This window comes from Candidatus Albibeggiatoa sp. nov. BB20 (genome assembly GCA_016744725.1).
GTDB lineage: Bacteria > Pseudomonadota > Gammaproteobacteria > Beggiatoales > Beggiatoaceae > Albibeggiatoa.
Genome location: JADGDW010000013.1, coordinates 24,903 through 40,362, shown reverse-complemented (window position 1 = coordinate 40,362; position 15,460 = coordinate 24,903). Strand labels below are relative to the sequence as shown.

The 15,460-nt window shown below is 38.3% G+C and carries 13 protein-coding genes; 5 read left to right on the top strand and 8 right to left on the bottom strand.

What is annotated here, in order from left to right; all coding sequences use genetic code 11:
* Positions 1 to 302: 302 nt before the first annotated feature.
* Complete coding sequence (gene gltX / locus ABXH34_RS02815; RefSeq protein WP_353570343.1) at positions 303 to 1,712, bottom strand: glutamate--tRNA ligase; 1,410 nt, start codon at positions 1,710 to 1,712, stop codon at positions 303 to 305.
* 464 nt (positions 1,713 to 2,176) lie between these two features.
* On the opposite strand from gltX, the gene ABXH34_RS02810 reads away from it, so the two are divergent.
* Genes ABXH34_RS02810 through ABXH34_RS02800 form a run of 3 tightly spaced genes read left to right on the top strand, consistent with a single transcriptional unit; the run spans position 2,177 to position 3,719 of the window.
* A complete protein-coding gene (locus ABXH34_RS02810) occupies positions 2,177 to 2,824 on the top strand; it encodes a prepilin-type N-terminal cleavage/methylation domain-containing protein (protein ID WP_353570342.1) in 648 nt (215 codons plus the stop codon).
* A gap of 21 nt (positions 2,825 to 2,845) precedes the next feature.
* A complete protein-coding gene (locus ABXH34_RS02805; RefSeq protein WP_353570341.1) occupies positions 2,846 to 3,148 on the top strand; it encodes a hypothetical protein in 303 nt (100 codons plus the stop codon).
* 28 nt (positions 3,149 to 3,176) lie between these two features.
* The gene (locus ABXH34_RS02800; RefSeq protein WP_353570340.1) at positions 3,177 to 3,719 is read left to right on the top strand and encodes a hypothetical protein; all 543 of its coding nucleotides are present in this window, start codon (positions 3,177 to 3,179) and stop codon (positions 3,717 to 3,719) included.
* Positions 3,720 to 4,172: 453 nt separating this feature from the next.
* On the opposite strand, the gene ABXH34_RS02795 is transcribed toward ABXH34_RS02800, so the two are convergent.
* The 3 genes from ABXH34_RS02795 to ABXH34_RS02785 all read right to left on the bottom strand — a co-directional run bounded on the left by ABXH34_RS02795 (position 4,173) and on the right by ABXH34_RS02785 (position 5,891).
* Positions 4,173 to 4,886, bottom strand: a complete 714-nt coding sequence (locus ABXH34_RS02795) for a caspase family protein (protein WP_353570339.1) — start codon at positions 4,884 to 4,886, stop codon at positions 4,173 to 4,175.
* 108 nt (positions 4,887 to 4,994) lie between these two features.
* Positions 4,995 to 5,492, bottom strand: a complete 498-nt coding sequence (locus tag ABXH34_RS02790) for a DUF4384 domain-containing protein (protein ID WP_353570338.1) — start codon at positions 5,490 to 5,492, stop codon at positions 4,995 to 4,997.
* A 54-nt stretch (positions 5,493 to 5,546) separates the two neighbouring features.
* Positions 5,547 to 5,891 carry a hypothetical protein gene (locus tag ABXH34_RS02785; protein ID WP_353570337.1) on the bottom strand — a complete coding sequence of 115 codons (345 nt, stop codon included), beginning with the start codon at positions 5,889 to 5,891 and terminating at the stop codon, positions 5,547 to 5,549.
* 149 nt (positions 5,892 to 6,040) lie between these two features.
* On the opposite strand from ABXH34_RS02785, the gene ABXH34_RS02780 reads away from it, so the two are divergent.
* Positions 6,041 to 6,571 (top strand): OmpA family protein, encoded by a 531-nt coding sequence (locus ABXH34_RS02780; protein WP_353570336.1) that lies wholly within the window; start codon positions 6,041 to 6,043, stop codon positions 6,569 to 6,571.
* A gap of 128 nt (positions 6,572 to 6,699) precedes the next feature.
* On the opposite strand, the gene ABXH34_RS02775 is transcribed toward ABXH34_RS02780, so the two are convergent.
* The 3 genes from ABXH34_RS02775 to ABXH34_RS02765 form a co-directional block, all read right to left on the bottom strand.
* Complete coding sequence (locus tag ABXH34_RS02775; protein WP_353570335.1) at positions 6,700 to 7,608, bottom strand: response regulator; 909 nt, start codon at positions 7,606 to 7,608, stop codon at positions 6,700 to 6,702.
* Between the two features lie 70 nt (positions 7,609 to 7,678).
* Entirely contained in the window at positions 7,679 to 9,877 is a 2,199-nt protein-coding gene (locus ABXH34_RS02770) for a sensor histidine kinase (RefSeq protein WP_353570334.1), read from the bottom strand.
* A 275-nt stretch (positions 9,878 to 10,152) separates the two neighbouring features.
* Entirely contained in the window at positions 10,153 to 10,698 is a 546-nt protein-coding gene (locus ABXH34_RS02765) for a hypothetical protein (RefSeq protein ID WP_353570333.1), read from the bottom strand.
* Between the two features lie 478 nt (positions 10,699 to 11,176).
* On the opposite strand from ABXH34_RS02765, the gene glgP reads away from it, so the two are divergent.
* Positions 11,177 to 13,783, top strand: coding sequence for an alpha-glucan family phosphorylase (glgP, locus tag ABXH34_RS02760; RefSeq protein WP_353570332.1), 2,607 nt, complete (start codon positions 11,177 to 11,179; stop codon positions 13,781 to 13,783).
* 291 nt (positions 13,784 to 14,074) lie between these two features.
* Here the strand turns inward: glgP and ABXH34_RS02755 are convergent, their stop codons facing one another.
* Positions 14,075 to 15,280 carry an OmpA family protein gene (locus ABXH34_RS02755; RefSeq protein WP_353570331.1) on the bottom strand — a complete coding sequence of 402 codons (1,206 nt, stop codon included), beginning with the start codon at positions 15,278 to 15,280 and terminating at the stop codon, positions 14,075 to 14,077.
* Positions 15,281 to 15,460: the final 180 nt, after the last annotated feature.

Genomic DNA, 15,460 nt, shown 5'->3' with positions numbered 1-15,460 from the left:
CACCATCGCGATCTAAAATGACTAATTTCATATTTTAATTTTATTATATTTTTAAATGGTTTTTAAGGAATAAAGAGAAAATAACGATATATAGAACTGTATGATAAACGAAATATTAGAAAAAATGTCAGTGGGTTTGCTGAAACGGTAAAAAAATTGGCTTGGTGGCATATTGATGTTTCAGTTTGAGGATTGATAAGTTGCTCTATCATATTTGATATATAAGGACTAGCAGTCCTTAGAATTTGCAAGCCCTCAAACAATCCATAACAAAACAGCTACAGATTGTTTGGCTTAAGAGACTAAAAACTGGCCGCTTTTTGCAAACGTATTTTTGCTCGCTCGACACCCATCAAACCCAATAAATTCGCCATTTCAGGCCCATGAGTTTCACCCGTTAACGCCGCACGCAATGGCATAAATAATTTTTTACCTTTCACGCCCGCCGCTTGTTTTAACTGATTAATTAAGGGTTTGTAATCTGCTTGTGTCTCGTCTAAGGCTTGAATCGCATGTTGGAAAAATTCAGCCCCTGCCTCTGTTATTACATTAATCGTATCTGCTTGATAATCCAAATCATCGTTAAACAATATTTCAGCCCATTGTGCCGCCTCGTGTGGAAACTGAATATTGGGACGTACCGTATTGATAAAATCATGCTGTGCTGCTTCAGGTACTAATGCTTTCACTGAGTCATGCATTTGTTCCCATAAAATACTAATATCAGTATCTGCAATCGCCGCTTGCTGCCAATGTAATAATTGTTGTTTATCAAATCGAGAAGCTGCTTTACCCAAACGGTTTAACTTAAAGCCCGCCGCCAATTCAGCCATCGGTAAATAACCTTTTTCCTCTTCATACGCATGACCTAAACGTGATAAATAATTCACCACTGCATTAGGCTGCCAACCTGTTTGTTGTAGCTCTTGAATGCTCAAACTACCATTACGTTTTGACAATGGCGTACCATCATCGCCTAAAATCAATGAAATATGTCCATACTGTGGAACAGGCAAACCAAGGCTTTCTAAAATCATTTGCTGACGCGGCGTATTAGTCAAATGGTCATCACCGCGAAATACATGAGTCACGCCCATCAAAGCATCATCCACCGCGTTACAGAAAAAGAAGGCGGGTGTACCATCAGCACGACGAATAATAAAATCACCAATATCATTACTGGCAAAACGTTGCTGACCTTTGACCACATCATCAAACTCAATCATTTCATCACGCGGCATTCTAAACCGTAAAGTCGGTTTTAAACCTTCAGCTAATTTGCGTTCAATTTCTTCCTGATTTAAATGAGCACACGTCCCAGCATAACGTGGAGCTTGACCTGAAGAACGTTGTAATTTACGGGATAATTCCAGTTCACGTGGCGAACAAAAACAAGGGTAGGCTTTCCCGCTATCAATCAATTTATGATAATATTTTGCATATATTTCAGAGCGTTGGGATTGAAAATAAGGCGCGTGCTCTCCATCAATATCAGGCCCTTCCTGCCAATCCATGCCCAACCAGCGTAAATCATTTTTAAGCTGTTCGACATATTGATCCTCACTGCGTTCTTGGTCAGTATCTTCAATACGCAGTAAAAATATGCCTTGATGGTGGAAGGCAAATAATGCGTTAAATAAAGCAGTTCTGGCATTGCCTAGGTGCATGTATCCTGTTGGACTCGGGGCGAAACGGGTTTTTATCATTGTCATGTTGGATTTGTATTAAATAAATAGGGCAAAACAGTATTATACTCATAGCGAACATACAAAGCTTTGTTTTGCGAGATGGAGACGATATTAGGATTAAATTATAATTGGCTCAATCAAATGTCAATGGCTTAGGAATCTAAATTTAATAAATATAAGTGCATTGTTGAAAATTGAGAGTCGTTAGAAAAATCTGCAGTTCTGAAAGATAAAAATCAACAATCACTACATGCTGCGGTGTTGCCGAATTCTAAATGCTATAGTCAATTTTGGTTTGTATGTTAGGACTGGTAGTCCTTTTATACTTTAAATATCAATTACTTTTAAAATTAAGGACTGCCAGTCCTGTATCACTTTAAAATAAAACGACTATAGCAACACGGATGTTTAGGTCATTGCTCATATTATTTCATTTTTATTCTTTTAGAGCCTTTTTAGTTTCAAGTCTTTGAATACAGGAATTTTACATGCGTTACAGCAAAGGTTTTACATTAATTGAATTATTAATTGCATTGGCTTTGTCTGCCACAGTTATGTTGTTGTTATCGGCTGGAATGCAGGTCGTATTAAAAGATTGGGAGCGGAGCAGCTCACGTTTAGACCAAAGTCTTGACCAAGTTTTAGTTTTACTGCAATTAGAGCGGGCTTTAGATGCAGCTTATCCACATACTTATTTTGATGATGTAAAGAAACAATCCATTGTATTTTTTATTGGTGAACAAGATAAGTTAGCATGGGTGTCAACTTTATCTCCAGGTAGAAAACCAGGTTTGACCGCATGGCAATTAACCCCTAATGAAGAAGGTGAGGATGGAGTGGAAATTCGTACAATTTCTGCATTTGCGAATGATCCCACTGAACCATTAGAAGAGATTGAAGAGCCTATTGTGGTATTTGAAGGCTATGAGATAAGTTTTGAATATTTGTATTATGACGATCAATTTGATGATAAAGATACGGAATGGCTAGAAGAATGGGATGGCGAAAAGCGGCGTTCATTGCCTAATGCGGTGCGAATTGTATTAGAAAATAAAGAAGACAGAGAACGATCACTAGAAATTATTGCGCATATCAAAGCGTTTGAACATGCCAGCTTGCCCCGAATAAAGCCGTAAATGATTGGGAGTTTAATCAGAATGGATACGGATCATGAGGATTGTTATTGCTACGAGCGTGAGTATAATTCAGAGCTTGCCGAGGTATTAAAAGAGATTCCTGAGGGTTATTGTGGTGTGTGTGATATTTGTGGTGGATGGGGGCATACTCGAGCACATCCCCGATTACCTGTAACGGGTGCTTGGTGTGATGAGCATTGGAGATCGTTGGTGAATTATCGAATCATCTCATTGGCTGATATTATTCATGTTGTTGGATTATTTTTAATTGTTGCGATTTTTGGCTATATGATATGGCAATTATTAACAGGACTGTTATTTTAAAATGAAAAAGTCGACTTTAAAGAATATTGTGATTTATTTTATAGGTTTGGCGATTGTTCTTGCTCTATTTATTGATTTGTTTTATTTGTTGGCTGTGCGCATTTTTGTATTTTTAGTGGTGATGCTGCTTGTTATTATTGCATTTACGAATAAATTTGCTATTCCAATTTTATCAATGTGGCTAAATAAAAAGATTATCATGGATTTAAAGAAATATCATGCACATCGTAATTACATTTATCTGCCGATTGAAAAAAAACAATTCTTGAAAAAAAAAGCATCTCAATTAACCGTTATTGATAGAGAAAGTTTGGATAGAAATCGTTTAAGTGAAGCTGAATTAGAAGCAGTTGAAGAATTATTTAAAGACACTTTAGCTTTTGAAATATTAGCGCGTTTAAAGCAATTGGCTAAGGGTGATACTAAGGCTGTGAAAAAGTATTTTAGAGTTATTGAGCATGATTTATGGGGTTTAGCTATTATCAATTTGATCTTGTTGTTTGTCTCTGTGATATTGGTACTTAATTTGGTTTTTATTCTGCGTAGTTTTTATTATCCTCCGGGATTATAGTGAGTGATTATCCTTGTTCTACGCACTGCGTCTGCATCAAATATGGTGGAAGTGGGTGTTGCCCTGTTGGGTGACGACGCGGTGCATCGTCACGAGGAAAAGTGTTTGAATAATTCTGCGTACATTGTTTTGTTTCTGTTTAAAAAATATCAGATAATGTGTTCTCGTTCTACGCAGTGCGTAGAATGAGCTACTGACGCACTGTGTCAAATGTGGTGGACGCTGGTGCGTCCTGCTGCTGGGTGACGACGCGGTGCGTCGTCACGAGGAAAGTTAATTATCTATTTCTAAAGTAGTTGCGGATGGCAGGGATACCTTTTTTGGCTATTTCTAACGGCGGGGTTTCTAAGGGATTTCCTGTTAAATCTAAAGAATTCAAGTTTTGCAGTTGCGCAAAGGAGTCTGGGAGTTGCTCAATTTTAGTGCCAACAACACCAAGTTTTTGTAATTTATTTAGCGAAATAATAACATTAGGAAAAGTATTGATATTAATTTTTCTCGATAAACCCCACCTGCAACCTCAGTCAATAAATCCAAAATACTCAAATGCGCTTTCGTTTGTAAGGCGGTTAATAAATGTTTGGTATAAATACTGTTGCGCTCTTTATCATCTCCCCAAGCCACCGTATTCGGCGCAGTCGCATAAGCAATTAACGAACCTGTCGGTGCATCCATTTTTGCTAAACCACTACCAAAACTTTTACCCAAGCTCTTAAATGGATTATCCCTACACGCATCCAAAATCATCATATTCACACCTCTGCTATTGGTGCGTTTCATTTCAGCAAGCACGCGCTGTGCATCATAAAACTCATATTCCGCATCCACATCGCTGTAAATTTTACTGCCCAATGGGACTAAATAATTGCTGCGCCGAATCTGCACCCCATGCCCAGAAAAATAAAATAATGCGACATCGCCATTGCTGAGATTTTTGGCAAAACGCCGTACTTGCTTAATGATTTCGCGTTTATTGGCATTGAGTAATAAATTGACCTTGAAATCTAACTTTTTCAATGCTTTGGATGTATCCTGTGCATCATTCTTGGGATTGTATAATGGCTTGACCTCATAATCTTGATTGCCAATCACCAGCGCATGACGGGCGGCTTGAGTTGGGAAACTAATACAAAAGGTCAGTAGTAAAATCAAATAACGTAATAACATGTTTTTGCTCCTTGACGCGGGTGCGTCAGTGGCTCATTCTACGCAATGCGTAGAACGAGAATCTAGTGACAACGCACCGCATCGTCACCCAAATAGACGCACCCGCGTCTAACGATGCTCAAAACTCAAAACATGCACACACCCATTACACAAATCCTGCAATCGCCGCATCGAAACCGAAAAATCTTGACTATCTTCCGTCCATGTCTCCACCACATTTACATCATCCACAACCGCATCAAAGCCTTTTTTTTGCTTAATCATCGTCAAAAGCTGATTTTGCGTTGCAGGCTTATCCAACTGTAAAATTTGCGCCTGATTTTCCAACACCACATCCGCATTTTCACTCGCCAACAAATATAATTTTTCCGTACCCGTTTGTTTATCCAACTTAAACGATTTATTTTTTGCGGGTAAATAATAAGTCTGATTTGCTTTTACGGGATTCACATTACCCAACTGCACAGTTTTAAAATGCTTCATTGGAAACAAACGATACAATTTATTTGCACCATCCAATTGAAAAATATACAAATAACTATCCTGCTTAGGCTTCACAATAATTTTATAAAAATCCCCAGACTGCAACACACTCCCTTCATTCAACGGCTTAAATTCACCTTGTTGCCCATGTCGATAAACGTAACGAATTGAAAAATCCTACCCTGTTTTAGGCTTATTTGAAACTGTCTGCAATACCTGTAAAGACTGGCGAATCTGTGCTAACTCTGATTCAACCCGTGACACACGTTGCTCCACTTTACCCAATCGCTTATCAAATTGACTCAACATGGTTTTTAAACTGTTCACCAAATTGTTAACAGAATTAAACTCCTGCTGCGAAGGATAATCACCAGACTGCTGTTTTTGCTTAAGCTGTTGTTCTAAATTAGCAATCCGTTTCTGCAATACCTTAATTTCTTCTGGTGAAACTGATTCTTTGAAAAAACCCTGAACAGTATCAATTGCCGTATCTATGGCTAACTCTTTGACCCCGCAGTCCACACCAATGTAGGAAAAACGGCTTGAGCTATAGGCAGCATTGCTAAATTGAGTGAAATAACCAAACTCAGCATGAATATCAATCTTGACATGACAAACTCCATTATGATTCGTAAAATAAACATTGTTAACTTAACCACAAGAAATAAATCATGCAAATTATTACAGTCATTTGTAAATGTATATTCCTGTTTTTAGCTCTAAATATCAATGCGTATGCAGAAACAGGCTTGAGTTTTCCAACCACAGCAGATGGATTTATTACCCACCTCACACCAAACTCCCGTGAAGCTAAAGGCTTAGACAATTCCAAAGGCATTGAATCTGTAGAAACAGACCCACCAAAAGTGGGTGCATTGATTTTATTTGACTTTGATTCAGCCAACATTAAAACCGAATCCTATTCATTGCTCAGCAAATTTGCTAAAGCATTAAAAACAGGATTGAAACAAGCGAAGTTTGAAATTATTGGACATACGGACAGCGTGGGCAATGAACCATATAATTTAGGCTTATCGATTCAACGAGCACAAGCAGTAAAAGCATTTTTAGTCAGCGGATTAGATATTGAGGCAGATAAACTGGAAATCACAGGCTATGGCGAAACCAAACCCATTGACTCCAATACAACAGAAACGGGACGAGCACAAAATCGTCGAGTGGAATTTATGCGATTGAATTAGATGATGGTAAACAGTAAAAAAATAACAGATTGTGAACCATGACATCTGCAACTTAATCTACTGTTAGCTCAACTAAATACTGAATAAAAAAGGTGCGTTGTGGCAACTGCTGTAACACACCTTCATTGTTATTTGATACGTTGACGGATTTTTTGTAAATAGCCCAAGATTTTATTAGAGACTTTTGCTTCACCATCTTGTGGTTTTTCTACAGCGTAACGTTTGGTTAATTGAGGTGTTTTTTGCATTGCTCGATAATGTCGAACCGCTGCTGTGACACTCATTTCAACCAACTTAGGCAAAATTGGTTTCGGCATAAAGCGATAAATTTGACCTTGGTTAATCAATTCTATCAATAATTGTGTATCTTGGAACGAAGTCAGTACCAAAGTTAAAATATTAGGATAAATTTCTTTTAAGGTTTTCAACGGTGCAGTAATATCATCACCCGCAATTTTGACTTCTGAAATGACGACCGCAATCTTGTCATCTTCACTTAAGATAGCAAACGCTTCGTCAATATCCTTACCCCATTTAATCGCAAATTTCTCGCCGACAATTTCAGTCACCGAGTCAAATGTGCCTTGATCTTCATCAATAACCAAAATACCTAAACGATCATCAGATTCTTTAACTTCATCTTTTTGTTGAATGCCTTCAAGGTTTCGGGCAATTTCAACCGCTTGCTCAATGGTGGTTTTAATTTCCTCATTAAGCCAAGGTTTGTTAATAAAGCGGAATACTTCACCTTCATTCACAGAGCCAACCATCGCACTCCAGTCTGAATAACCTGTTAATAACAAGCGCATGGTATTAGGTGAAGCTTCTTTGACCGAGCGCAAAACTTCTACGCCGGGCATGATAGGCATTCTTTGGTCACTGACAACAACGTGCACTTTCTCTTTTTGAACGATCTGAATCGCCTCATTGCCGTCTGTGGTCGTTTTTACTTTGTATTGCGACTTAAACAGCATTTTTAGAGAACGAAGAATCGCCTCTTCATCGTCAACGAACAATATAGTGGCTTTATCGGTCATACAAGCTCAAGCTCCCAATCATATATGCAGTGTTATAAACTCAGTGTCGGTTCTGACGCATCCCTCTCACTTACGATGTTTGTCTCGGTAAACTAATCTTGAATGTCGTGCCTTTGCCTTCTTCAGAGTCCACTTCAATTTTACCTTCATGCTGTTCAATAATTTGGTAACTGATAGAAAGTCCTAATCCCGTTCCTTCACCCACAGGTTTGGTAGTGAAGAATGGATCAAAGATTTTCGCTTTTACATCCTCAGGAATACCTTTACCATTATCTGTAATTTCAACATTAACCCAGTCGTCATCAGCGTAGGTTTTGAGCGTGATTTTACCACCTCTCTCCATCGCTTGTGCAGCATTTGTGACGATATTCAAAAATACTTGGTTAAGATGAGATGGCGAACATTGAATGGCAGGTATACCTTCTGCGTATTTTTTATCAATCGTAGCCACTTCTTTCAATATATGATTACCAATCACCAATGCACTGTCTAAACATTCATTCAGGCTTACATCGCGTACTTTGACGCTATCTACTCGGCTAAAGTCCTTCAAATTTAATACCAAGTCTGCAATTCGATCCAAACCTTTTAACACATCGCTAAATAAAGCATACGCATCGTTGAATGTATCATTATCGCGGAATTCTTCGCTTAACTCAGTGACCGTTTGTAATTGTTCATTAAGTTCATCTTCGCTGACATTTTCACTCATCAACATGCCAACTAAGCTATCGTATTCAGAGACAAATTGTTGTGTTTCTTGGAATACACCTTGGGTCATTTCTACATTAGAACGCACATAGCCAAGTGGCGTATTAATTTCATGTGCAACACCTGCCACCATCTGACCTAATGAGGCCATTTTCTCTGATTGAACTAATTGTGCTTGTGAGGCTTTCAATTCTTCGTAAGCCGCTGATAATTCTTCTGTTCGTTCTGCAACACGGTGTTCTAAGTTTTCATTAACATCTTCGAGTTCATGGAAGGCTTTTTTCACTTGCCCACCCATACTGTTAAACGATTTGGCTAAATCACCTAATTCATCAGTACGTTCAATCGGTAGTTTTTGATCCCAATCGCCATCTGCGAATTTTTTAGCCGCATAGTTTAATGTTAAAATCGGTTGAATGATGCCGCGTGCTGTGGCTAAGCCAATTAAAGTTGTTAACATCAAAGCAATAATTGACATGTATACCGTCATGCGAGTGTTGGCATTGATTTGCCCCATAAAATCTGATTCAGGTACAACAATCACAATTAACCAATCTAAACCACGCCCATCTTGTAACGGAGATACTTGTACAAATTGACTCTCCCCATTTATTTGGAACTCAAGTTGTTGACTGCCATTAATGCGACTTAAATTACCAAAAGTGTGTTCTAAATAAGTGGCTGTCGCTTGGATACGTTGGTCTTTACTACTTGTTGCCTCTAAGCGTAGCATATTGCCATTAACGTCTTTATCCATAACTGGGGAATTGGTGGAAGTCGTCACTAACTTGCCTGTAGAACGTTCCATAATGAATGTCTGACCTGTTTCACCAATTTCAAGGCTGGCTAAGAATTCATCTACTTGAGTGAAAATAGCGGTTGTGCCTAAAACACCTAATAATTTTTCAGAATTACCATTGTCATAAACAGGTTGTGCAGCTGTAATCGCCAATGCATCCGTGGTAAATTCTTGATAAATATCACTCCAAATCGGTTTGCCACGTTTTACAGCGTCGATATACCAAGCTCGTCCGCGTGGGTCATAATTCGATGCGCTGACATCAACACGAGTAGGTAAACCTCGAGTATTAGTGTTGTAATAAGTCAGACTGCCTTCTGTGGTTTCATCCGCTAAAATAATTTGCGGTGTGCCTTCAGCTCTGCGGCTTGCTCCAACAAAATCGCCTGTAGGTAAACCAATAAAGGTGTTAGTGACTTGGGTAAAAGGTTGGACTTGCTTCCAGAAATACTGTTGTAAGTCTTTGTTGTCTTGTAAATTTAGCTGTTCTAAGGTAATCGTATTGGCGTGTAGTTCATTCACTAAGTGGGCTTTATCCAAATAGGACTTCACGCGTTCTTCAATGCGGGCAGCGACTTCAGTACGCAATTGTGAAGCAACATCGTTCACTGCTTCTTGTCCATTGCGTAAAGAAAGATAACCTGTTGTACCACCAGCCAATGCTACTAAAACAACAAAGGGGATGACAATCATGGTTCTCAGGGGTAATTTGCCTGATACTTGGGAAATAATGTTATTAAAAATGTTCGTCGCTGACATGAATATAATGGCTCCTCGTCCTGATGTCTTAGAGAGTGCTACCTATATGTTATTTTGATACGTTTGTGTGTGAATATATGCAAGTTTTATGAACAAGAAACTTAAGTGTATTATTATACACAGTTATTTCTACTGCATAAGTATTTAATTGTATAATCTAATTCAATTATTTGATGTTAAAAGTGATTTTACTCAGCTTTTGAATAGTGTATCTGCAAAAATTAACGCTCTACAGCTTTATATAGTGCAAAGCGTTATAACATTAAGCTTTAATACTAGCTTTTCAAATATTCACTGATATGTTTGACCACATCATGATGATAAAGTGTAGTATCAGTTTCTGTACGTAGAAAATCCCCTAATTCGTTCATCACCCGCTTCACTTTTGTCCAGTTTCCGCTAGGAACTTTAGAATCTTCCCGACGACGATAGCTCAATGCCATCATTTGTTGATCTTCATTAAACGAAATCTCATTACTATTAGATTGATTAGATTGCTCTTTATCAAGATAAGGTTGATAAGGCCAAATTGGAACTAAATCTAATTCATAACGCCGTGGAAACTCGCCTGAAGCATTTTCTAAATGATGGATACGTTGTAAACAATAGTAATTAACTTGATGTAGTTCACCAATAGTGGCCGCATCTTTATCGTTGAAATCAATGTAAGCACTGCCTATTTCTGATTCCATCAGTTGCCCACGGGTGTAATACAAACCAAGAGGGCTACTACCTTCCATGTAATAATCTAGCCTACCACCGACACGCAGAGTACCGAATACAAATAGACGAATAATAGGAATTTTGAAATTATTAATCATGCTATTGCTCGCTTGATTTTCAAATAATTGTTCATTGTGTAGAGTTTTGCATATATTAACCTAGTCATTATGGCTAGGAAATAAAATACAACCAATGATACGTTGAGTTATTTGCATAGTTTACCTGTAAATTAAAATATAGATAAGCTTGGTGTGTTAAAAATATGCTGTAACAAAATTAAATAATGAAGAGAGTGAAGCATTTAAATGGCAAAATCCAAAGCCTTGGCAACACTATTATGCTGATGCTTTGAGCTTTCTCGCTTATCTTAATCAGCTATAAAATCCGCCCCATCTTGCGCTAAAGATCATCTGTGATACTCCACTCATAACAAACTTATTCTCGTTTAATATAAAAAATTACTTATTTCATCAATTAGTAAAAATGAATGGTTAAGTTTTACAGGTTTGGTTATTCTATAGCACCAAAATATAACGATAACAATTGAAATCTCACTTTAAAACAGGAAATCATATAATGGCACAAGAATTTAATTTAGAAGTCATTCCTGTAATACCAAAGGCATTGGAACGCTTGGAGGAAATTGCCAATAATCTCTGGTATGGCTGGTACGTCCCCGCAAGAGCATTATTTGAGCAACTTGATTATGAACTATGGATTCGTGTTTCACACAACCCTAAGCTGTTTTTGCGCAATGTCGATCAAGCTCGTTTAGAAAAAGCCTCAAAAGACCCTTTATTTTTAAATGCTTACCGTCAAGTTACCATTGCATTTGATGATTATTTGGCCGATAAAGAACCGCGTGAATCAGGGCGTAAATTAGAGAAAAACGAACAAATTGCTTATTTTTGTGCAGAATATGGTTTTCATGAAAGCCTACCTGTCTACTCTGGTGGTTTAGGTATTTTAGCTGGCGACCATTGTAAAACCGCCAGTGATTTGCGTTTACCTTTTGTCGGGATTGGTCTATTTTATCACTTAGGCTATTTCTCACAACATATTGATACAGAAGGCAATCAACAGGTCACAAGCTCAACACTGAGTACCGAACATTTGCCGATTAAAACGGTGACAGATGAAAATGGTGAAGAAGTTCGCGTCACGGTTAATATCGCAGGTCGCACGGTGTGGGTTAAAGTATGGTTGGTACAAGTCGGCCATATCCAGCTTTATCTTTTAGATACCGAAATTCCTCAAAATGCCCCTGAAGATGCCGCGATTACACATCAATTATATGGTGGGGATAGCAATACACGGATTCAGCAAGAAATCGTATTAGGTATTGGTGGTGTTCGGATGTTACGCCGCTTGGGTATTGCACCTACAGTTTGGCACATGAATGAAGGCCATGCCGCCTTTTTAGTTTTAGAATTATTACGTGAAAAAATACATTCAGGCTATGAATTGCATCAAGCGATGGAAGCTGTAGCCAGTGGCTGTGTATTTACAACTCATACTCCCGTACCCGCAGGTCATGACCATTTTTCACAAGATGTAGTGATGCACTACTTAGGGCAATTTTCTCACGAATTGGGTTTATCACGTGAAGACTTTTTGCGTTTAGGCTGTGAACCCGCAGGCGATAATCACGACTTCAATATGACCACGTTGGCGATTAACTTATCTCGTCACATGAATGGGGTAAGCCGAATTCATGGCCGTGTGTCTTCTGAAATTTGTCAACGTTTTTGGCCGCAGCTTGAACCGTCTGAAAACATCATGAGTTATGTCACCAATGGGGTACATGTTTCTAGCTTTCTTGCTCGCCAATGGACTGATTTATTTGATAAACACTTAGGTGCAGATTGGGATAGACATTTATGTACAACTGATTATTGGGATCAGCTCATGACTATCCCAGATAAAGATTTTTGGGAAACCCATCAAGCGGTTAAATCTCGAATGTTGGTCGTGGTGCGTAATGCTTTAATGTCACAGCACAAAGCCAATAAAACCAGTGAAACCCACATCGAACGCATTGTTAAAAATTTAGACCCGAATAATCCAGGGATTTTAACCATCGGTTTTGCAAGACGTTTTGCGACTTATAAACGCGCCACTTTGTTACTCAATAATATGCACCGTTTGCGTGAAATCATGCTAAATACAGACCGTCCGATTGTATTTATTTTTGCGGGTAAAGCTCATCCAGCGGATGATCCGGGAAAAAATTTATTGCGTGAATTATACCAACTGAGTAATGAGCCTGATTTTATTGGTAAATTGATTGTGGTTCAGGGCTACGATATGGGTTTGTCACGTCGCCTCGTGTCGGGTGTTGATGTGTGGTTGAATAATCCTGTATATCCTCTAGAAGCCAGTGGTACATCAGGTATGAAAGCGGCGGTCAATGCTGCGATTAATTTGAGTGTATTAGATGGCTGGTGGGATGAAGGTTATGAGGGTGATAATGGTTGGGGGATTCGTCCATCTCCACATGAGCATGATCCTAATCGCCGTGATCATGAAGATGCCAACACTTTGTATGATATTTTGCAAAATGAAGTGCTTGATGAATATTACGATTTAGGCAAATATGGTTATTCAAAACGATGGGTACACCGTGCTAAACGTTCGATGGCTTCAGTGATTCCACATTTTAATATGGTTCGGGTATTGAATGAATATGTAGAACGCTTTTATATTCCTGCCAGCCGTCATGGCCAAAAGATGTTGTTAAATGATGGTAGCAATGCGCGTCAATTGAGTGATTGGAAAGTCAAGATTCGCAATCAATGGCATGGTATTAATGTGCGCCAAGTTTCTGAGCCTGCCAGCCGTTTAACCTACGATGAAAGTACCTCGATTCAAGTCGCTGTACATTTAAATGGTTTAGACCCAAACGATGTGGCTGTGGAATTGTTATTATCACGCAAGTTGTATCACCCTGAAATTTATGCGGCTTCGCCTGATAATACCGTGGTCTGTTGCACTAAAAATGCTGCTCCTCCCACCACTGCGTATCGTTTTCAACCTGAACATGCAATGGATAATGGTGAATACTTGTTTAGCTTACAATTCCAACCTGATTGGTGTGGCGATTTAAGTTATAAAATACGGGTTTTCCCTTATTCCGATTTATTGTCTGATGCACATGAGATAGGATTAATGGTTTGGGCGTAGGTTAATTATTACCGTGTGTTATGAGTCATTTTGATCTTAGGTGTTAGGATTTTTTGTTTAATATCTTATGCTTGACTTCATTATGAGGGGACTGTCAGCTTGCACATTACTGTCAGTCCTAAGTATCGGATTATGAAATCAAAGATAGGCTTTTTTATATAGTCAATTTTGATTTATGTTTTAGGACTGGCAGTCCTTTTATAATTTAAATATCAATCAGTTTTAAAATCGAGGACTGCCAGTCCTGTATCACTTTAAAGTAAAACGGCTATATCGTCCTAACACTTAAAATCAAATATCAGCACAATCAACAATACGGAATTCAACTCGGCGATCAATTGCATCACGTGCATCGTCTGTACCTAAGCCTGAAATATTTTCGGTAAAACCTTTCCCCATTGCTTTAGAACGCTGCATAATCGCTGGAAAGTAACCACTCAATACAATTTGAATTTGTTTGGCGCGAGTTAAGGATAAGTTTTCATTATATTCCGCTGTACCCGTATTGCTACTGTGGCCAAGCACGTACATACATTGCTCATTGTTACGAAAATAACGCACAATTTGCTCTAACCATATATGATATTCATCACGCAATATTTGATCGTCAATAAAATCAGTTGAATCTACATCAAATAAGAGTTTTAAATTGATTTTCTGGTTTAAATTAATACTGACGACAAGCAAGTTGTACAAGGCTTCCTTCGCGGCTTCCATTTGATTTAATTGACGATTGGTCTCATATAAGCCAACATAAGTTTTTAAAATCTGTGCGTCGGCTTTTTCTGAAGCTTGAGTAAATAAGCTTAATGCTTTTGCATAATCTTCTTTATCGTAAGCCAGTTGTGCTTCAGCTAGTAATGCGCTGGTTTCAATCGTGCTCAAATATTCGCTACTGGCATCAGAACCCACAGGGCTACGCGCGGTTACAATTAAACTTTCAACTCGTTTGTCTTTAATAAATAGAGGGCTGTCTTTATATAATGGCGTGGGTTGATATTCTAAATTTAAATCTGAAATCCAAGCATGGGTATTTGCCACAATTTTTCCGCTAGCCAAATCCACCACAGAAGAAGCTAAACGGTAGTAAATCACCGCATCCTCTAAACCTGGTACTTTGTAAGGTTCAGAATAAATCACCCCATTCATCACATAATCAGCCTCACGAATATTTTGTGAAGTCATTGAGGTAATTTTATAGCTATGTTCTCGACCTAAAGATTTATCAACTAAAGCCTGTTCAATATCCTTACTGGCTTGCACAATATTACCGCTGGCCTCATCGATAAAAGGATCAATGACAATTTGCGTTTTGATCAATTTATCTAAAGTCGACTGTTGCTCTTCAACGGTTTTGAATAAATCATTGCTGAGTACATTCACAGCACTTTCAAATGGAATCGGGTATTTGGTTGTAAAATTTTGCTGCTTACTTGAGCAAGCTACAATACTAACCACAAGCAAACTGATGCAGAATCCAATGATAAACTGTCGCATATTGTTAAGTCCCTACACAAAAGGCATAAAAGACTATTTTAACTAGATTGTTCAGTAATGTAAGCTTTTTGTTGTTTCGAGGCTGCGAGCAAAAGAGTCGTTTTGCAGTTATGTCTAAATAACAAGGGTTTGTCTATCTTTTAATATATAGATAGTAACTATCTAGCTCGACAGAGTTAC